This window comes from Bacillus cereus group sp. MG1 (genome assembly GCF_040460035.1).
GTDB classification, from domain to species: domain Bacteria; phylum Bacillota; class Bacilli; order Bacillales; family Bacillaceae_G; genus Bacillus_A; species Bacillus_A cereus.
Genome location: NZ_JARVGY010000001.1, coordinates 2390762 through 2411485 on the forward strand (window position 1 = coordinate 2390762; position 20724 = coordinate 2411485).

A 20724-nucleotide genomic window follows, 5' to 3' on the forward strand; every position below is an offset into this window, starting at 1 on the left:
AACACCTGATTACCTATAAACAAATATTTATAATAGGTTTTATCTCCTTCTATAACTACTTCAAGACATGGACATTATGACGTTACGAACAACACATTTAGGGAGGAACGAACAATGAAGAAAAAAGTTATACCTGTTGTTGCATCTGTTTTAGGGGCAAGTCTATTACTAACTGCTTGCGGGGGAAATAAGGATAATGCAAGCGGAGCGAAAGCAAACGATAAAGCACCTGATAAACAGGCAATTAACTTATCATTCGCTTCAGAAATTCCAACAATGGATGTTGCAAAAGCAACGGATGGGGAATCCATGAACGTAATGCGCAATGTTTTTGAAGGGTTATATGCAATGGGAGAAGATAATAAACCGGTTCCTGGTGTCGCTGAGTCGGTTGACATTAGTCCCGATAAAACAAAATATACATTCCATCTGCGTGATTCAAAATGGTCAAACGGTACTCCTGTTACAGCAAAGGACTTTGCCTTCGCTTGGCAACGTGCCGTAAATCCTGATACAGCAGCTGAATACGCATTCTTATTCTTCGATATAAAGAATGCGAAACAAATAAACCAAAAACAATTGCCAATTGATCAACTAGGGGTCAAAGCTGTTGATGACAAAACGTTAGAAGTACAACTAGACCGTCCTGTTCCCTACTTCTTAAGCTTAACGACATTCTCAACATTCTTACCAATTAATAAAGAGTACTTAAAGTCTCAAGGCGATAAATATGGTTTAGAAACAACTCATTTAATTTACAACGGTGCTTTCACATTAGAGAACTGGAAACATGAACAAAGCTTCCAATTGAAGAAAAACCTTAACTATTGGGATGCTAAAACTGTAAAACTAGAAGAAATCAACTTCAATGTCGTTAAAGATAAGTCTACAGAAGTGAACTTATATGATTCAGGACAAATTGATCGTGTTGCTTTAACTGCAGAGTTTGTTGATAAATATAAGAGCGATCCAAACTTCAAAGAACGCGCTGAAGTCGGCATTCAATTCTTACGACTAAATCAGAAAAATGAAACATTAAAAAATCAACATGCACGCCTTGCTATTAACGGCGCAATGAATAAAAAAGCTTACGTAGAAACAATCTTAAATAACGGCGCGGTTCCAGCTGAAGGAATGGTTCCTGCGAAATTCGCAAAGAGCCCAGAAGGCAACGACTTCCGTAAAGAAAATGGAAATCTAGTCAAGGATGATGTGAAAACAGCGAAAGAAAACTGGAAAAAAGCAAAACAAGAACTTGGTACTGACAAAGTAACAATCGAACTATTAACAAGTGACAATGCTTTAGCTAAAAAGACTGGTGAATATTTAAAAGGTGAATTAGAAAAGAACTTAGACGGATTAACAGTGAACTTAAAACCACAACCACGTAAACAACAGCTAAAACTACTATTAAGTGGTGACTATGAAATTGGTATTGACGGCTGGGGCCCTGACTTCGCTGATCCAATTACATTCTTAGATCTATTTACAACAGATAGTGCTTATAACTTCGATAAATACTCTAACAAAGAGTACGATGAGCTAATTCATAAAGTGAAAACAGATTTAGCTGGCGATGAAAAAGCACGCTTTGAAGCAATGAAGCAAGCTGAAAAAATTCTATTACAAGACGGCGCTGTCGCTCCTTTATACCAACAAGGTCGTTCTTACTTACAACGCTCTTTCATTAAAGGACTTGTAACAACTGACTTCGGTGGTGAATTTAACTACAAGTGGACAGAAGTTGCAAAGTAACAAAAGTAAAAGGTATCCCACGAAGGATACCTTTTTACTTTTATACAACTTTAACTACAGAGCTTCCTCTTCCCTTTGCCATTCCTTTTATAGCTAAAATCATACCTGCTACTAATTGTATAACCAATACAATAACTAATAATGAAATAATATTTCTTTCTAAACTAACTCCTCCAAATATTATTGTATAATAGCCATTTCCTGCATATATTGCAGGAAATAATTCACTGATTGTTTGGTATGTTTTAGAAAGCATTTCATGTGGTACAATTACACCCAAACTTACAAGTTGTAACGATAGTGAGATGATATTGAAAATCATACCTGCATCTCCAAAAACAGTTACAACCATTTGTGTTAATGAAAGAAAGGCGAAGAAGACTATTGTCAATAATCCTCTTTTCCTTCTTTTTGCATTGAACCAAAACTCATTATACATATAAACACAAACATCAAATATGTTCTCCACGTCAAAGAAGGTATATGCCCTGACCAAAGATAGCTAACTAAATAATTAACTCCCATAATACAAGACGATATTACTAAACAAATACTTATTAGTTTTACATATTTGAGCATATCTTTTCTCCTTATTCTTTATTTTTCTACTTCTTCAAATTGTAGATTCACCGGCTCTTCTAAAAGTGTTTCATAAAAGTTCTCTGCCAAATCTGTTGAAGGAATTTTTTCATCTACTTCATCAAATCGAATACTATCTAGCCACACACAACCTTCTCCTGATAATAAAACACCAAATGCAATACCAAGTGCTTCTTCTTTTATATCTAATACAACCGAGTACGATTGCCAGTTATTCGTATTTTTAATGGGGCGATTTTGCATATTATCCATAGCGAGCGATTCTGTATCTTTTCCATCTACTCGCATCCACAATCCTGCCCAATCTCTTACATTTTCACTCTTAATAAATGCTGTAAAACGTAATCTCTTTCCTACATATTTATCCGCTCGGAACATTTGCATTAATGTTGAAAATCCTCCGTGCGTAACATTCTCTTTTGCTTTTATGTATGCAGATACTTTCCCCTGATGGACAACTTCATAATCTAAACCCATCTCATATTCAGCAGGATGACTTCCACTTAAGATCCATCCTTTCGGTATACCTTTTTGCATTGAAACACCCTCTCTTTCTATATAAAATGACTGAAAGTACTTTCGATATTTCTTTGGTGGCAATTGAAACATTCTTTTAAAAGCTCTCGTAAATGCCTCTTGTGAGGAAAAACCGTATTGCACTGCAATATCAATAACAGCTCTCTCCGTTGACACTAAAACTTGCGCAGCATGAGTTAACCTTCTCTTTCGAATATAATCTGTTACACTCATCCCAACATATCTTTGAAAGATGCGATGAAAATGGTACATCGATACTGCACTGTGAGATGCCACTCTTTCTGTTGTAAGCTCCTCATGTAAGTGATTCTCTATATATTCAATTGATTTTTTTATTATCTCTTTATATTCTTCATGCATTTTAGCCCCTCCTCACAACTTCAATTTACCATATACATACAAATCTTTTTTGATTTAAATTGCGGATTAGCCCTTGCAACTACAGAATAATAATTTATTTTCAACACATACATAATTACATGTTTTTGGGAAAAACTTGTATAGAACGAATTTACATAAGGAGGAATTTATAATGAGAATTCTACTATCAGTTTTATTAGCTCTTATGCTAGTACCTGCATTAACAGGATGTAAAGCTCCTGCAAAAGAAGACACAACTTCTAATAAAAAGACGACTGAAGAAGCAAAAAATGAGGCTCCTGCAGATTTAAAACTAAACTTCAATGAATTCGATTTAAAGGCAGACTACCAAGATACAAAGAAAGACTACGAAGCAGACTATAAAAATGTAGCAGCTGATAAGAAAATGGAAGCAAAAATTGAAGATCATAAAGCAGATGTAAAATTAACAGGAGACGAGGCTATCACAAAATTAAGCCCACTCTTACAAGAATTAAAATTTGATAAAAATACTGCTGACCAAGAAGTAATCGATCAAGTAGTGAACGTGTTCAAACTTGATAAAGACTATCAAAAATTTGATTTAGAAGTTGTCTTCTCTGATGGAACGAAAAAAGAATACAAAAGAGAAATAAAATAAAGAAGTAGGCGGTAGTAAGAAGAAAACGTTTATAGTATGTCGATGCTGTTGCAAAATTAATTTCTATATCACGAATCAACGATGAATCTTCTTCTTTAGCTAACTTCTGTAATTTTTTCATCGCTTGTTCCGATTCATTCAAGAAACCAACATATACTTCATGTTCTTGCTCTTTCGACTTCGGAACACGAATTTCTTTACGTATATGATCAATATCTTCTAACATGCTCGTTGTTACCTTTTGCACATCTTCTTTATATGTAGCAGTCGTTATTTCCTTACCGCCCTTTTCTTTTGCTACTTCAAATAACTGCAGTGCTTTATTAATTTCTTTATTCATTTTCATATCGTATTTTTCATGTACTGCACGGTATTCTTTCATCTCTTCTGTTTGTTCTGTAGATTGCTCTACCTTTTCTTTCGGTTCTTTCGTATCTTTATTTCCATTACACCCTGCTAGAAGGAGCATTCCTCCCATTACGGCAATACCCAAAACCTTCTTCATCTCTTCTTCTCCTCGTATATTATATTTAAGCTGTAATTCAAACTTAGGTTTTCTTCCTACTATGAGACTTATAAATAATCCTTGGACGTCTCAAGATATTTCTAGATAATGGTCTTAGGATCATTTGGGACAATTCTTTCTTCTCCTGTGGATTTACCACATAAAAAGAGTGTTTCTCAGTGAACGTGCGGGACTTCCTACTCGCAGGCTGAGCAGCCTGACCCTCGAACTTAGATGTTAGTAGCTCTAGGGCGGCTTTCGATTCAGGACTAGCTCTCATACACGAGGTTGTTGATCGGCGTGCACACTAGAGATATCTCGAGACGTCCAAGCAATGATTCTAAATCGAAAGGAGGTCTCTTACATGAGATTATTTGTTGGATTAGATGTAAGTTCGTTTGATATAAAAACTTGTATTCTAAATGGTGACGGAGAAAAGCTAGACTCCTTTTCAGTCAATAATGATTTACCAGGTGCCATAGCGCTAAAAGAGCGATTATTACAGCGTATAGCCAATCAAAAAGTAGAAATTTTTAAAATCGGTTTAGAATCTACATCTGTTTATAGTTTTCATCCATCTATGTTTCTTCATTATGATAAAGAGTTACAAAGTTTTGGAGCAAAAGTATTTCTAATGAATCCAAAACAAATTACGAACTTCAAGAAAAGCTATTCTGACATGGATAAAACAGATGAGATTGATGCCTTCGTCATCGCTGACTATTTACGGTTCGGACGAAATCAAATGTCTATCGTAAAAGAAAGCCAGTACGTAGCACTACAACAATTGACAAGATCTCGTTATCAGCTCGTTAGAATGTTGACAAAGGAAAAGCAACATTTTCTACAACACCTAAGTTATAAGTGTAATACGTTCTCACAAGAGGTGGATTCTTCTATATTCGGCAACGCCATGATGGAGCTATTCCTTGAAAAACTTAGTCTAGAGGAATTAGCTGACATGCCTTTAAACGAACTCGCTGAGTTCCTACAAGCAAAAGGAAAGAATCGGTTCGGTGATCCAAAATGTGTTGCGTCAACCATTCAAAAGGCTGTTCGCTCTTCCTATCGTTTAGATAAGGTAGTGGAAGATTCAATCGATGTCCTTCTCGGAACATCAATTGCGGTCATTCGTACCTATCAACAACAAATTAAGGAAATAGAAAAGTCCATTAAGCAAATCATGGCTGGATTACCTCAAACACTTGAATCCATTCCTGGAGTGGGTCCCGTATTCGCTGCTGGTATTATCGCTGAAATTGGTCAAATCGAAAGATTTGATGATGAAACTAAGATTGCAAAATATGCCGGATTATATTGGCGCAAACATCAATCTGGTCGTTTCATTGCAGAAAACACTTCATTATCTCGTAATGGAAATCACTACTTACGTTATTACCTAGTTGAAGCCGCCAACTCTGTAAGAAAGTATGTATCTGATTACCAAGAATATTACGTAAAAAAATATAATGAAGTACCAAAGCATCAACACAAACGTGCACTCGTTCTAACCGCAAGAAAATTTGTGCGATTGGTGGATGCGCTACTACGCAATCACCAACTCTTTACGCCAGAAAGGTGCGTGAAAGTGTGACATAAAACCTGTCATCGCTACCTTTCAAATATTTTCCAGTAAATTACATACATTACTGGTCTAGTTTCGTAATGTCTTTTTTCAACAAAATGTCCTTTGATAACTTTGATTTCTGTTGTTTTTCCGTTGACATACTACCGCAGGTCTTTTATCTACAACTATTACTCATTATAGTTTCTTTTATCTCCACTTGTTATTATACCGAGAACATCCTACTTTTTACACTTAAGACGACACCGTAATATATATATACCAACATGTTTGTCACAGTATCGTCACTTTATACAAATAACTTTTGCAATGCTTTACTACATCACCTTACAAAACTGTATGAGGTATTTCAAAGAAATGAAAAAAGAACTGATTCAAACATTCCCTTTGAATCAGTTCTTTTTTGTTAAGCCTCTAGATTTTGTTTTTGCTGCAGTTCAAACTGTTTCTCACTTCTTCTGGCCATAAATAGATAACATAACACTGCTCCTACTTCACAAAGCGCAATAACAATACCCATCGGTAATGCTGTATTACTTCCACCGATACCTACTAGCGGAGCAACAAGAGCTCCTGAAATAAACTGTAATAAACCTAATAAAGCTGATGCTGTTCCTGCAGCTTGTTTCTGATTTCTCATCGCTAATGAGAACCCAGTTGTTGATACAACCCCGACACTTGATACGACAAGGAATAACGAACATAAAACACCAATTAAACCTATTCCTAGTACGATTGTCAGTAGTAAAGATAGGCCACCAACAGCTGCGATAATAATACCCGCAACAAATAATGTCTTCTCATTCACTTTCCCCGCTAAACGACCCGTTACCTGACTAGCAATAATAATACCGAGGCCATTAATCGCAAAGAATAAACTAAATTGCTGTGGTGATGCTCCGTATATGTTCTGCAACACAAATGGTGAGCCCGAAATGTATGCAAACATTGCCGCTGTTACTAATCCTTGTGACAATGCATATCCCATAAATAGACGGTCCTTTAACAATTTTCCGTACGTCGCCAAAGTCCCTGACAAACCACCTGTTTCTCTTTCTTCAGGAGGTAATGTTTCACGTAATACAAAAGTAGCTGAGATTAACATGAATACGCTAATTGCTCCAAGAACGATGAAAACACCGCGCCACGTTGTAAACTGTAACAATTGCCCCCCAATAATCGGTGCCAAAATAGGTGCTGCTCCGTTTACTAACATAAGCAGTGAGAAAAACTTCGTCATTTCAGAACCTGAGTACATATCTCTTACCATCGCACGTGATATAACAATCCCGGCTGATCCTGAAGCTCCTTGTAGGAAGCGCAATAATACTAATGTCCAAATAGATGGCGCAACAGCACAAAGTAAAGAAGAAGCAACATAAATAATAAGAGCAATAATAAGTGGTTTGCGTCTTCCGTAAATATCACTAATTGAGCCAACAAATAATTGCCCTACTGACAACCCAAGCAAACAAGCTGTTAATGTAAGCTGCGCTAGGGATGCACCTGTTTGCAAGTCATCCGTTAACTTCGGTAATGAAGGCAAATACATATCAATAGATAATGGCCCAATCGCCGTAAGTGTCCCTAATACAAGAATCATCCACAACCTGTTTGCCTTTACAGGTTTATATATTTCGTGATTAACTTCATTCACTTTTTCAATTCACCCTTTCCTATACACACTGAATCGTAACAATTATAGTTACATCATAAACATACGTCAAGTACAGTGCATTTTCCTCTTTCATAATGTAAAAAAAGCGATAGAAATTCTACCGCTTTATTTTTTCACATTGCTATTCGTAAATTTAGATACCGAGGCCATCGTCTCTCCCGTATCTAAATATGTAATTTGAATTGGATCTCCTACTTCTGTAAACATAGCATATGGGAATTTCTTCACCGGTATCATAAATACCTTTTGTTCATTTTCTAAAAGTACGTACACGATTGTATTTTCACCTGATTTTTCTTTATATACACGTTGTACAATACCTTCTTTTTGCGCTTCTTTTCCTGTTGAGGTTGGTCTAAATGTATCACCATTACCGCTCATTACGTTTTTATAATTCTCAAGCGCTTCTTTCTGCGAAGAACCTGTCGCAAATATTTTTGCATTAGCAGCATATACAACTGTATGCGCACGTACTAGGCCTCCGTCATCAACAACCGGAATAATCCAAGCTGGTTTACCGTATACGTTATAAATGACAGGCATTGTCCCATGCCATTTCTCTCTCTTAAAGGAATTATCTACTACTTCTGTAGCTGCTGAACCATCCATAATCCCCTTTACTTCTTTTCCATTATAGTAATATAGCTTGCCTGTGCGTGCATCTACTAATGAATAGCCTAGAGCTGAATCTACTCCTTCTTTTGGAGAAGTAAAGTCTGTAAAATAATACAGTGTTCCATCTTTACCAAAGATCGGGGTCACGCCTTCTTTCGTTCCCCACTCAGTCGGAATTTTCATATCTGTTTGCGAGAATTTCGTATTCCAAAATCCGTGAATATATTTGCCAAAGTACGTATTTAACGTAGATGCAGTCTCATGATTTAATACACCATCAACAAATTTAGGTGCCTTTCCTTTATCATATCTTTTCACTTCACCTGTTTGTGCATCTACTACGACAACACCTTCTACCTCAAATCCAGATCTTCCTGAAATAAATTCACCATACGTCATTGTATAATATGGTTTTCCTTTATCATCAACCTCAAATTTAGGTTTTCCTTTAAAGATTAAATTTGGTTCTGCTTGCCTTACCACACGCTCTAAATTATTACCAAAAAACATGCTTGGCACATATTTCATTTTATAACCGAGGTGCAGTTTCGCTTCCGCATCAGGATTCGTACCTGACATCGTTACGTACCCTGGAATTGTCTCAGCTTTACGCGCTTTAAAAAATCCTGAAACTTCAATCGGCGCTACATATAAAGCCTCGCCGTTTACCATTTGTGGCGTTAATTCTCCTAGCTCAAAATAAGCTACTTTTGGAATATCACCAAATACTTTTTTCATCTTATTCTCCGCTGTCTTTGGCGGCACTGTAAACGGCTGGTCATTTTCAGTAAATGGCTCTGAAATATCTTTCTCTACCTTAACAACAGAATCATATTTCTTTTGCGAGATTACTATATCGTGCAAATAACCAAAGTAGCCGTAACTTGCGAGTAAAATAAACATTAGAAGTCCTTTTAATGTACCTTCTAATTTCCCTATTTGATCTTGTGAAAATAAAACAAGCCCAATTAAAATTGCTACTGCAACAGAATAATGAGTAAGAATCGAATCTACTCGATCATCAATTAGCCAAAAGTATTCATAGATTGCAATACCTATCCAAAATAAAACAGGAATAACTAAAATAGATGATTTCTTACCCTTTACAACCTTCTTATCTCCCTTCTTATCCACTGCTCGAAGCTTACTACTACTTCTTGTCCATGGAATCAAAAACAAAGTAAGAATAGCTAAAACTACAAATTTCATCAAAGGCACTGTCCCCTTTTCTTTTGTATTCCCTTTTAGTATAACAAATAAAGGTTATTAAGGTGAAAATAGGAATAGTTATATTTTTTTACTACTTAATACAATCCCGCTCACTACATATAGAATAGATGCAATATAAAAAATTGTACCAATCGTAAAGAAATCTACTAAATATCCCGTGGCAATAACCGCTACTGCTCCGCCAATGGATGTCCACACATGGTATTTTCCAATCTCATAACCAGCCTTTTCCTGCGCAACCTTTCGTGCTAACGAAGTCTTCTCAGTATTACGCTGCACAGCACCTAAAACGCCCATTACAATTTGAAGAATATACACATGCCAAACTTCCGTGGCAATTGGAAAGCAAAGCATTAAGATTGCCATGGACCAAGCGTATATGATTAATAATTTTTTATCCCCTACTTGATCAGATACCTTTCCCACTAGTGGATATACAAGTGCTGATGTTAAAGCAAATAAGCCATACGCCCAGCCAAATTGCGAGAAGCTATTTCCAACGTTTCGAAGCAATAATATATAAAAAGGAAATACCATACTTCCTGCCATCATGATGATACTTTGCGAAGCCACAAATCTTCTATATGTCATTTCGTATACTCCCTATAAAATAAATTCACAAATCTCTCTTCTGAATCTATTTCCTTCTTTTTCTTGAGAAATTCTTCAATGCGAGGATATGCCCTCTTTAACTGCTCTTTCGTTGGATAAGAATAATACGGCAAATAGTAACTACCATTATGCTTTAAAGTAACATCAATCATCTTTCGAATGACATCCTCTGTTTTCTTTATCTCACTCTCTGAGCGTCCCTGGTTAATCAAAAGAACCAGCGCAAACATATCATCTTTCGCATAGGACAAAACTGCATTTTCATTCTTTTCCACGTAACGAATCGTAATGTTGAGTAAATTAAACTCATCTTCATTTAATACGTTACGTAAATCATCTATATACTCTGTGAAAGCATCTATAGGTACAAAGTATTCTTGTAACACTTCGGTCCTATTTGGATTTTCATATTCCATAAAAGCACTATCTGATCTCATAACATTATTACGCGTCTCATACTTTCCATCTGTACGTTCAAAATAACCTCTTTGTATATCCCAAAATGTATTCTTTCCCCAATCACTATAACGTGATAACCCAAGCAAAAATTTCGGTGCAGCTATAATATTTTCTTCCTTTAATTCACTGTACTCTTCTCTCATATTTTGATTTTGTGCCAAAGTATAATCTGTCACATACATCTCTTTTAAAAATGAATTTGGAGCAACAGAAATACGCGCTAAGTGCATACGAACATTCTCATCTCTTTTCACTTTCTCTTTGAAATAAGATGCGTATTCTTTATAATCTATCATTCTCGTGTGCATTTCATATAATTCATCATCTGTTAACTTCAGCGTCACATCTAAAATAACTCCAAATAAACCGTAACCCCCAATGACATATGGAAATAACTCTGCATTTTCTTCTCTACTTACATTACGTACCGTGCCATCTGCCATTAACAATCTAAATGAATCTACTGTATCAATCAGTGCCTCATGACGAATATCACGCCCGTGTACATTTACACTTAATGAACCGCCAACAGTAAAAATATTTTGAGACTGCATGACCTGTACCGCAAGGCCATAAGGATTTATTTTCTTCTGAATATCATTCCAGGTGACACCACTTTGAACTGTAATCCGCTTCTTCTCTGGATCAAATTCTAATATTTTATTATATCCTTTCATATCGAGCATCGTGCCATTCGGATAATATGTCTGTCCTCCTTGGCTATGTTGCATGCCTGCGATGGAAATTTTCTCTCCTGAAACTTTTGCATCTCGCACTAATTTTATTAACGAGTGCTCTTCCGTAGCACTTTCAACACGTTTTATTTTTGTCGGAAGCAATTTACCTACATCACTCATAATAGGATGATCAATTTGTTTTTTATACGTATGTACAGACGTTGCAAGCAAAACCGTATATGCGACAATGACCACTGCTATCTTTCTTTTTTTCAAAGGACACTCTCCTTATTAGCAACAAAAAGAGATACCCTTTCTTTCAGGTACCTCTCTTGACAGTGATTACTTTGCTGCTGGCAATTGTATTGGATCAAATTTATCATACGATGTAAACTTTGCATCCGTAATAATGTGCGCTTTATCCTCACCATTGCTACTCATAACCATATCTATCTTTGCTGATTCATATTTAAAATCTTTTGTAATAATATATTCCCCATCTATTTCTTCTATCTTTGCATTTTGGCCTTGTAGCATTTTTTTCTGCTTTTCATCCATACTAGCTAGCATACTCTCTGTCTCTTGCCCTTTTAATGCAAACTTCAGCTTATAATTATCTCCACTTTTCTCCATCTTCACTTTATTTAAAATTTCCGATGGAATCTCTAAATTATCTACCATTCCTTGAGTCGCGTTCATTCCGTTAGCATTCAATTGTTCCTCTGGTACAGACATAATTTCACCCGTATTAGGATTTTTCAACTGACCAGCAATTTTGCCACCCACATCATAAACAACAACCTCTGTACCAGAAACATTCATTTCAGAACGAGAATTTTTTTTCTTCGGCTCTAGTTGCATTTTAGCCTTTATTACATTCATCTCTGTTCCTTCAGCCTTTATTCCCACATCATATGTCATCGTTACATTTTCTTCGTTTTTAAAAGCTTCATTCGCTTTATTAAAAACATCCTTCGCTGTTAATTCCTTTTCTTTCTGCACAGCTTCTTTTTTCGGTTCGTCAGTCTTTTTTGTTTTCTCATTACTACACCCTACTCCTAGACCGACTGCAAGTACTAAACTTGAAATTAAAATAAGTTTTTTCATAACGTCCCCTCCTTCCCAAAAATAATATCATCTCTTTTCCTATGAAATCTATATAATTCGTAATATTTATCTTTAAATTTATTTCCTATATAACAACATGTTTGAGAAAAAGTTTAAATATGATGTAAATAATAACAACTCATTTCAGGAGGTCATTATGAAAGCGATTATTTGTACAAAGTACGGACCACCTAATGTTCTCCAGCTTCAAAATGTAGAAAAGCCTAAACCTAAAAAAAATGAAGTGTTAGTTAAAATTCACGCAACAAGTGTATCGACTGGAGATTGTAGAATACGTGGCTTTAATAGCCCCCTCTTATTTTGGATTCCTATGCGGATCATATTAGGTTTCAGAAAACCGAGAAAACCTATACTTGGCGTAGAGTTATCCGGTGAAATCGAAGACATTGGAACAGATGTAACACAATTTAAAAAAGGAGATCAAGTTTTTGCATTAACAGAACTAAACCTTGGTGGTTATGCGGAATACACATGCGTGCATGAAAGTGGATTAATAGCATTAAAACCTACCAATGTGACATATGAAGAAGCTGCCGTTATTCCTTTTGGCGGAACTTCAGCATTGCACTTCCTTAGAAAAGGACAGATAAAAAAAGAGCAACGAGTACTTATATACGGCGCCTCTGGGTCAGTAGGGACAGCTGCCATACAACTTGCTAAATACTTCGGGGCGACTGTCACAGCCATTTGTAGTAGTTCGAATTTCGATTTAGTAACAACTTTAGGGGCAGACAACGTAATTGATTATATGAAAGAAGATTTTACTAAGCGGGGCGAGCACTACGATATTATATTTGATGCAGTTGGAAAATATAAAAAGTCTCTTTGTACAGATGCATTAATGCCTAATGGAAAATATGTATCTGTGAACGGAATGATGGCAAAGGTCAGTAAAGAAGATATGAACCTGCTAAAACAACTAGCTGAAACAGAAAAGCTAAAACCTGTTATTGATAGAACTTACCGATTAGAAGAAATTGCTGAAGCTCATATATATGTAGAAAAAGGACATAAAAAGGGGAATGTTTCGATTATCTTAAAATAAAATATATTCCGAAAATATCATTGACAATTCTTTTTGTACGATTTACTATTAGTACCATATTCAAAACTACATACACATACTCTTATCAAGAGTGGCGGAGGGACTGGCCCGATGATGCCCGGCAACCGAGCTTATGACGTATAAGCTAAGGTGCTAATTCCTGCAAAACGAGTTTTCGTTTTGGAAGATAAGAGAGGAATCTATTTCGTCTATTCGGCACCTCTCTTATTTTTGGGAGGTGCTTTTTATTTTGGAACGTATATGAAGGGGGATTTATAGATGAAAAAGGTATTATTAAGCATTGTAAGCGGAGCAGTATTATTATTAGGCGCATGTAGCGTGAGTTCAGATAAAGAGGTAAAAGCATTAGACGAGAAAAAGATTACTGTCGGTGTAACAGGTGGACCACATGAACAAATTTTTGAAAAGGTAAAAGAAGTTGCAGCAAAAGATGGTCTCGAAATTGATATAAAAGTATTTAATGATTATGTAGCGCCAAACGTATCATTAGATGAAAAAAGCCTTGATGTAAATAGTTACCAAACGAAATCGTATTTAGATGTATTTAAAGCTGAACGCAATATGAAATTAGCTGAAGTATTTTCAACAGTAACATTCCCTATGGGCGTATATTCTAAAGATATAAAAGATGTAAAAGACTTAAAAGAGGGCGATGCAATTGCTGTACCAAATGACCCAACAAATGAACTTCGAGCTTTAAAATTATTTGAAAAAGCAGGGGTTTTAAAAGTTGATCCAAAGGCTACAGAAAAAGCGACTGCAAAAGATGTAATTGAAAATCCAAAAAAATTAAAGATTGTCGAATTAGAGGCATCTCAATTACCAACGCAACTAAGTGAAGTGAAAGCAGCTGCAATTAACACAAACTTTGCATTAGGTGCAAAATTAAGTCCAGCGAAAGATTCTATCTTCCGCGAAGGAAAAGATTCACCATATGTGAACTGGGTCGTTGTTCGTACTGAAAATAAAGATGATGCCGTTGTAAATAAATTAAAGAAAGCTTATCAGTCTAAGGAAGTAAAAGAGTTTATCGAGAAAAAATTTGATGGTTCAGTTTTACCATCTTGGTAGGAGCTGACGATAATGATTGAATTAAAAAACATATCCAAAGTATTTACAACAAAAAAAGGGAATGTTGAGGCTCTTAAGTCTACTTCCCTTAAAGTAGAAAAAGGCGAGATATTTGGAATCATTGGGTATAGTGGCGCTGGTAAAAGTACATTGATTCGATGTGTAAATTTATTAGAAAAACCAACGACAGGAAATATCATTGTAAACGAACAAGACTTAACAACGTTATCGACAAAAGAACTAGCAAAAGCGAGACAAAAAATCGGAATGATCTTCCAAGGATTCAATTTACTTAAAACTGTTACCGTTTATGAAAATATCGCATTACCGTTACGGCTTGCTGGCATTCCAAAAGCAGAAATTGAAAAAAGAGTAGAAAAGTATTTACGCATTGTCGATCTTTTTAATCGAAAAGATGCGTATCCAAGCGAACTTTCTGGTGGTCAAAAACAGCGTGTTGCAATTGCTCGTGCGCTATCACATGAACCTGAAGTGTTATTAAGTGATGAAGCAACGAGCGCATTAGATCCCGAAACAACCGATTCTATCCTTGATTTGTTATTAAAGATTAACGAAGAAATCGGAATTACGATTTTACTCATTACACATGAAATGAATGTCATCCAGCGTATATGTGACCGCGTTACTATTATGGAACATGGATCTGTAGTCGAAAGTGGGACTGTAAAAGATATTTTCACAAACCCACAACATGTAACCACGAAGAAATTTGTAAATAGCGCATTTGCAGCGAAAATTCCAAAAGAGGTACAGAAAGAACTACAAAGTACTGGAGAAATTGTAACACTTTCATTTATTGGCACTACTTCAGGGGAACCTGCCTTAGCCGTTGCCACAAAACGTTTCCAAGTGTATCCGAATATTTTATCCGGTAATATTACGCAGTTAAAACATGAAGCATATGGGAAACTAGTCGTTCATATGCAAGGGGAACAAAATGAAATCCACCGTGCTTTATCATTTTTACAAGAGCAAGGAATCATCGTAGAAGGAGGTAGAACAGATTATGGGAAACAAGTCCTTTTTGGATGAATGGGGTAAAGTCATATGGGAAGCCACAATCCAAACCTTTCAAATGACATCTATCTCATTACTCATCTCGATCCTTATTGCATTACCACTTGGCGTCACACTTGTTTTAACGAGACCTGGTGGGCAGCGTGAAAATAAAATCATCTATCCTATTCTTAATACAATTATTAATATCATTCGCTCTCTTCCATTTATCATTCTATTATTCTTTATTTTACCTTTTACAAAGTTTCTAATGGGAACGTCCATTGGCGTGCAAGGTGTTATCGTACCGCTTGTCGTCTTCACAGCCCCTTATATCGCACGTTTAATGGAGACAGCTTTACTAGAAGTCGATCGCGGTGTCATTGAAGCCTACCAAGCGATGGGCGTTTCTACTATAAAAATCATTTGGCACGTTATGGTGAAAGAAGCACGTCCCTCCCTTGTACTCGGATTAACAATCGCAACGATCGGCTTAATCGGCGCAACAGCAATGGCTGGCCTTGTAGGTGCTGGCGGGCTAGGGGATTTAGCATACCGCTTCGGACATTTACGCTACGAGCCTGAAGTAATGTATGCAACCGTCTTTATTTTAATTATCCTCGTTCAAGGATTACAATCTTTAGGGAATGGTGTTGCACGAAGATTGAAGAAAGATTAAAAAAGAAGGCATCTCACCCTGGTGAGATGCCTTCTTTTTTATCTTTTAAATCCACCTTCTGAATGAATAACTTGCCCAGTAATCCACTCGGCCTCTTCACTTACTAAAAATTTAATGAGTCTAGCTGCATCCCTTGGCTCACCAATTCTGCCAAAAGGAAACATCGGCTTTAACCCTTGTTTTATCTCTTCAGTCATCCATCCTGTATCGGTTGGTCCTGGATTAATTGCATTCACTGTTATTCCTAAATGAGCTACCTCTGCTGACAACGTACTAGTAAGAGCATCAATAGCTCCCTTCGTTGTCGCATAAGCTAGTTCTCCTGCCATAGGACCTTGAAATTGCCCCGAAGTAATATTAACAATTCTACCACCAGATTTCTTATCAAATCCCCGGGAAAATTGACTACTGAGCAATGTAGTCGCACGAACATTTACCATATAATGCTTATCTAATTCTTCAGCAGTCAACGTAGAGAAATTATTATTCGTAGAATATGCTGCATTATTAATTAATATATGAGGGTACCCTAATTGTTCAGTAACTTTATTTATAAGCTCTTTTGGTGCATCATTCTGAGTTAAATCTAACTCCATACTTGATACTTTAACACCGTTTTTTAGTAACTCTTCTTTTAATTGTATTTGTTCATTTTTATCAACGCCCCAAGGCATCTCTTTATCGTAAGCTGTCCAATACGTAAAAAATATATCGTATCCTGATTCAGCTAATTCTTTACAAATCGCTGCCCCTATACCATCTAGACGACTTACCCCTGTAATAACTGCTACTTTATTTTTTAATTGGTTCATCATATACTCCTCCAAGTTTAAAGGACGCATATTTTATATAAGAGATATAAACTTTCCCACAAAAAAGACAGATACATAAAATAGGCACCTATCCTTATAAAAGGGATGTACAAGCCAAATATGCATTCCTTGAATGATTTACAGATAACTAAATAAACCCTCGCTTATGAGAGCAAAATTTATCTATCTAGTAGTTTCTAATCATTACAAGTTCATCCACATATTGAGTCTTTGTCTCCTTTACATATATCTCTATTCTTAGTTTATCAAAGCAGATAAAATGTTACAAAAAATAAAACAATTATTCACAACCTATCCTTGTTCACATTCTCTCCATTGTGAATCTTTTCACATTGGATATATAATAAACGTGTAAATACAATATTGGAGGGATTTCAATGGTTATCAATTTTTTAAGAACTGATAAACGTGCTACTTTCATATTATTACTTTTACGACTTTACATAGGATATACATGGTTCGCTGCTGGGATAGGCAAAGTCTTCGGACAATCTTTTGACGCAAGTGGCTTTCTAAAGGGTGCTATTGCTCAAGCATCAGGGGACCACCCTGCAGTACAAAGTTGGTGGGCAGATTTCCTTCAACATTTTGTCCTTCCAAACGCAGACCTATTTAGCTTTTTAGTTCAATGGGGAGAAATTTTAGTAGGTCTAGGTTTGATTTTAGGCGGATTAACAAAAACAGCTGCATTTTTCGGAATCATAATGAATCTTTCATTTTTATTAAGCGGAACTGTTAGTGTAAACCCAAACCTGCTTATTTTGACTATGTTCATTTTAGTTGCAGGGCAGAACGCTGGACGTATTGGATTAGATGGCTATGTTTTCCCTAAACTTTTCCGTAAAAACAACCACAGAACATATAAATTAAGTAAAACTGCGTAGTAACAATTTACTTTTAAAATATAAATAAGAAAAAGAGCCTGAATATAGGCTCTTTTTCTTATTTATCCTAATTTAAACTTTTAATGAACCACGAAAGCCTCTGGCAGCATAGTAAGAGTCTGCTCCATTGTGGTACACGAAAACATGTCCAAAGCGATAATCGCAAAATAGAGCACCACCAAGCTCTCTAATATCTGAAGGTGTTTGTACCCAACTCGATGATTTCATATCAAAATCTCCAAGTTGTTGTAACTCTCGATATTGTTCTTCCGTTAATAACTCAATACCCATAGCGGCCGCCACATCAATAGCGTTATTTTCTGGTTTATGCTTTTTTCTTGATTCTAACGCTTCAAGATCATAACAAAGACTTCTGCGGCCTTTAGGACTCTCCTTTGAACAATCATAGAAAGTATATTCGTCCTTTTCTTCATCATAACCAATAACATCCGGCTCACCACCAGTTACTTCCATTTCGTTAAGTGACCACAATTTTTCATTATTAGTAGTCAGCTTTGCTTCAACTTTAGCCCATTCAAGACCTTCATGGCGGTTCATGTTTTTCTCAAAACGAGCTTGCAATACTTTCAATAACTCTTCACGTTTTTCTACTAGTAAGTCATTTTTATTTCCTGTCATATTAGTCCTCCCTGATGTATGTACTGATAGTAGTTTAAGTATATATTTTATAATAAATCATCTCAATATGAAGACCGTTTCAATCATATGTCTTGTACAAACATCTATTACAAAGTCCTAAAACCCTCCATACTCTCTTCAAGCATATAGTGTGAAAACCACATCAAGTTCTGCTTCATAATAGCCACATGAACTCCTGGTTGGTCAGAACTATATGCCATTCCTTTAAATATAATTAATTCTGTATCAACTTCCATATCCATTAATCCTTGATATAGATCATATGCATTTGTAATCGGAATTCTTGCATCCTTTTCCCCATGTTGAATTAAGGTAGGCGTACAAGCTGATTTAATATACGTCATAGGTGATGTCTTCGTATATATATCTGGATCATTCCATGGAGTATTTCCTAAATACATTCTAATAAAGTAAGGTATATCTGTATTTACATAATGGGTACTCCAGTTAGTTATTCCACCGCCAACTGAAATAGCTTTAAACCTGCTACTAAATGTAGAACAAAAAGCTGATAAATATCCACCGTTGCTCCATCCCATAACTCCTACTCTATCTTTATCTACTATCCCTTGATCAACTAGTTTATCAACTCCTGATATAACATCGTCGTAGTCAGCAATCCCCTGTTTTCTATAGTTAGCTTTTAAAAATTCATTACCATAACCTGAACTTCCTCTGTAATTTGGCTCTAAAACGATAAAGCCTTTTTCAACAAACTGTTCAATCGGATATTTCTCATTGAAGCAGTCTGAAAATATCGGAAAAGATGCCCAAGCCGGACCACCGTGAATTACTACTAATAAAGGATATTTTTTATTAGTGTCAAACTCTACTGGCGTTGATAAAACACCTTCTATTTCAAGACCATCACTACTTTTCCATGAGATGATTTCCCTGTTACTTTTAAGTTTCCCTTTGAAAAAGCTATTTTCATCCGTTATTTTTTTATCGTCTAAATAGATTTCAAAGGTTTCATTTGTTATAGCCTTATTATAGGTTATATGATTTCCATCCTTTGTTATAGAGGCATCCATTATAAAGCCATCTATCTTGTCGCTTAATGCTTCCACAGTGCCATCTTCAGCTAGTAATCCAATACGATAATTCGTTTTATCCTGCCATCTAATTAAAATTCCTTTAGCTGTCCACTGTAATGGCATAACTGTACTATCAAAGTTTGTTAGAGGCTGAATTACCTCTCCAGTATTCATATCATATATCTCTAACGTACTATCTTGTATATGGTTTCTATAGTAATCCTTCTCTCTTATGCTTGCTGTGTAACATATTTTACTGCCGTCAGGAGAAAAGCAAACACTCCCTCCCAACAACTTATCCACATTCAGCTTTTGTAGCTCTCCAGCTTTAATATGGAGTATGTATAGATCTCCATTTATATAATCTGCCATATTTGAGCTTGGTGTCGTTATAAATACAACCTTTTTACCATCATTTGAAATATCAAATTCATGGATATGAAAGTCCTTACCATCCGTTAATTGATAAACAACTCTGTTCTCGTGTTCATCTGTATCACTTTGTATCACCTTTTCTATTTCAATGTAATATAAACAATCATTCTGGTGTTCCTTACCTATATGTTGAAAATCTCCATATAGCTCCTTACGTTTCTTTATCTCTTCACATTCTTTTGACTGCGTAACATAATAAAGCCCCTTGCCAGTAGGACCCCATTTGAATGTACTGACTCCTTCTTTCTCATCAGTAATTTGAACCTCTCTATAATCATCTAGTGACTTAACAAATATCTGATTTTCCCCGTCACCAACTGGACTAAGATATGCGATACACCTAGCATCTGGAGACCATAATGGGTGTGTACTATCTATATCACCATTTGATAATGGGTAACTCTGCTTCTTATCTTTTTCATATATCCATACATGATTCCTATATGTATTGTCTTTCCAATCAGCCGTCTTCTTAACAAATGCTACGTTTTTACCATCATCACTTATGTTTGTACTTGATACGGTTGGTAATGAAATAATCTCTTCTATACTTAAATATGTTTTTGCTTTCACTTTCATATAATAAGCCCCCTTGTAATGTCCATGAATCTACCGTCTCTTCTTGTCGTAATAAAGGAAATTGTTCACGGATACTTAAAAT

At 35.9% G+C, this 20724-nt stretch carries 19 protein-coding genes, 1 pseudogene and 1 riboswitch; of the genes and pseudogenes, 8 read left to right on the forward strand and 12 right to left on the reverse strand.

Translation table 11 applies throughout. The features are described 5' to 3' along the window. Positions 1-114: 114 nt before the first annotated feature. A complete protein-coding gene (locus tag QCI79_RS12380) occupies positions 115-1755 on the forward strand; it encodes a peptide ABC transporter substrate-binding protein (RefSeq protein ID WP_021727937.1) in 1641 nt (546 codons plus the stop codon). A 40-nt stretch (positions 1756-1795) separates the two neighbouring features. On the opposite strand, the gene QCI79_RS12385 is transcribed toward QCI79_RS12380, so the two are convergent. Genes QCI79_RS12385 through QCI79_RS12395 form a run of 3 tightly spaced genes read right to left on the reverse strand, consistent with a single transcriptional unit; the run spans position 1796 to position 3252 of the window. Then, positions 1796-2146 carry an ABC-2 transporter permease gene (locus QCI79_RS12385; protein WP_000156942.1) on the reverse strand — a complete coding sequence of 117 codons (351 nt, stop codon included), beginning with the start codon at positions 2144-2146 and terminating at the stop codon, positions 1796-1798. Then, on the reverse strand, positions 2143-2334 hold the full coding sequence (locus QCI79_RS12390) for a hypothetical protein (RefSeq protein ID WP_000922534.1): 192 nt from the start codon (positions 2332-2334) through the stop codon (positions 2143-2145). Before QCI79_RS12390 ends, QCI79_RS12385 begins: the two co-directional genes overlap by 4 nt. 18 nt (positions 2335-2352) lie before the next feature. After that, entirely contained in the window at positions 2353-3252 is a 900-nt protein-coding gene (locus QCI79_RS12395) for a helix-turn-helix transcriptional regulator (protein ID WP_000544204.1), read from the reverse strand. Between the two features lie 172 nt (positions 3253-3424). Between QCI79_RS12395 and QCI79_RS12400 the strand changes: the two genes are divergently transcribed. Next, positions 3425-3892, forward strand: coding sequence for a YusW family protein (locus tag QCI79_RS12400; RefSeq protein ID WP_001221553.1), 468 nt, complete (start codon positions 3425-3427; stop codon positions 3890-3892). A gap of 10 nt (positions 3893-3902) precedes the next feature. On the opposite strand, the pseudogene QCI79_RS12405 reads toward QCI79_RS12400, so the two are convergent. Beyond that, positions 3903-4397, reverse strand: a pseudogene (locus QCI79_RS12405) (hypothetical protein); the annotation flags it as partial. A gap of 364 nt (positions 4398-4761) precedes the next feature. Between QCI79_RS12405 and QCI79_RS12410 the strand changes: the two are divergent. After that, on the forward strand, positions 4762-5991 hold the full coding sequence (locus QCI79_RS12410) for an IS110 family RNA-guided transposase (RefSeq protein WP_021728073.1): 1230 nt from the start codon (positions 4762-4764) through the stop codon (positions 5989-5991). Between the two features lie 397 nt (positions 5992-6388). On the opposite strand, the gene QCI79_RS12415 is transcribed toward QCI79_RS12410, so the two are convergent. The 5 genes from QCI79_RS12415 to QCI79_RS12435 form a co-directional block, all read right to left on the reverse strand. Beyond that, entirely contained in the window at positions 6389-7648 is a 1260-nt protein-coding gene (locus tag QCI79_RS12415; protein WP_228161169.1) for a multidrug effflux MFS transporter, read from the reverse strand. Positions 7649-7765: 117 nt separating this feature from the next. Then, positions 7766-9484 carry a DUF3981 domain-containing protein gene (locus tag QCI79_RS12420; protein ID WP_000674048.1) on the reverse strand — a complete coding sequence of 573 codons (1719 nt, stop codon included), beginning with the start codon at positions 9482-9484 and terminating at the stop codon, positions 7766-7768. A gap of 78 nt (positions 9485-9562) precedes the next feature. Further along, positions 9563-10096 carry an MFS transporter gene (locus QCI79_RS12425; RefSeq protein WP_000222367.1) on the reverse strand — a complete coding sequence of 178 codons (534 nt, stop codon included), beginning with the start codon at positions 10094-10096 and terminating at the stop codon, positions 9563-9565. Beyond that, entirely contained in the window at positions 10093-11529 is a 1437-nt protein-coding gene (locus QCI79_RS12430; RefSeq protein ID WP_000746286.1) for an FAD-binding oxidoreductase, read from the reverse strand. Before QCI79_RS12430 ends, QCI79_RS12425 begins: the two co-directional genes overlap by 4 nt. A gap of 66 nt (positions 11530-11595) precedes the next feature. Beyond that, positions 11596-12360, reverse strand: a complete 765-nt coding sequence (locus tag QCI79_RS12435) for a DUF6612 family protein (protein ID WP_000733611.1) — start codon at positions 12358-12360, stop codon at positions 11596-11598. Positions 12361-12517: 157 nt separating this feature from the next. On the opposite strand from QCI79_RS12435, the gene QCI79_RS12440 reads away from it, so the two are divergent. The 4 genes from QCI79_RS12440 to QCI79_RS12455 all read left to right on the forward strand — a co-directional run bounded on the left by QCI79_RS12440 (position 12518) and on the right by QCI79_RS12455 (position 16214). Continuing rightward, entirely contained in the window at positions 12518-13426 is a 909-nt protein-coding gene (locus QCI79_RS12440) for an NAD(P)-dependent alcohol dehydrogenase (RefSeq protein WP_021727935.1), read from the forward strand. Positions 13427-13505: 79 nt separating this feature from the next. Further along, a riboswitch (SAM riboswitch) is annotated at positions 13506-13620 on the forward strand. 85 nt (positions 13621-13705) lie between these two features. After that, positions 13706-14518: a MetQ/NlpA family ABC transporter substrate-binding protein gene (locus QCI79_RS12445; RefSeq protein WP_000756992.1), complete on the forward strand. Its 813-nt coding sequence runs from the start codon at positions 13706-13708 to the stop codon at positions 14516-14518. Positions 14519-14530: 12 nt separating this feature from the next. Beyond that, positions 14531-15571, forward strand: a complete 1041-nt coding sequence (locus QCI79_RS12450) for a methionine ABC transporter ATP-binding protein (RefSeq protein ID WP_000571306.1) — start codon at positions 14531-14533, stop codon at positions 15569-15571. After that, the gene (locus QCI79_RS12455) at positions 15546-16214 is read left to right on the forward strand and encodes a methionine ABC transporter permease (RefSeq protein WP_000527151.1); all 669 of its coding nucleotides are present in this window, start codon (positions 15546-15548) and stop codon (positions 16212-16214) included. Before QCI79_RS12450 ends, QCI79_RS12455 begins: the two co-directional genes overlap by 26 nt. Before the next feature lie 38 nt (positions 16215-16252). Here the strand turns inward: QCI79_RS12455 and QCI79_RS12460 are convergent, their stop codons facing one another. Beyond that, complete coding sequence (locus tag QCI79_RS12460) at positions 16253-17029, reverse strand: SDR family oxidoreductase (protein ID WP_002100645.1); 777 nt, start codon at positions 17027-17029, stop codon at positions 16253-16255. Between the two features lie 395 nt (positions 17030-17424). On the opposite strand from QCI79_RS12460, the gene QCI79_RS12465 reads away from it, so the two are divergent. After that, positions 17425-17931: a DoxX family membrane protein gene (locus QCI79_RS12465; protein ID WP_000236359.1), complete on the forward strand. Its 507-nt coding sequence runs from the start codon at positions 17425-17427 to the stop codon at positions 17929-17931. Between the two features lie 72 nt (positions 17932-18003). Here QCI79_RS12465 and QCI79_RS12470 read toward each other — a convergent pair whose 3' ends face one another. Both QCI79_RS12470 and QCI79_RS12475 read right to left on the reverse strand, forming a co-directional pair. After that, complete coding sequence (locus tag QCI79_RS12470; protein WP_000147390.1) at positions 18004-18570, reverse strand: DUF4256 domain-containing protein; 567 nt, start codon at positions 18568-18570, stop codon at positions 18004-18006. Positions 18571-18677: 107 nt separating this feature from the next. Beyond that, positions 18678-20642, reverse strand: a complete 1965-nt coding sequence (locus QCI79_RS12475; protein WP_000864888.1) for a S9 family peptidase — start codon at positions 20640-20642, stop codon at positions 18678-18680. Positions 20643-20724 lie beyond the last annotated feature (82 nt).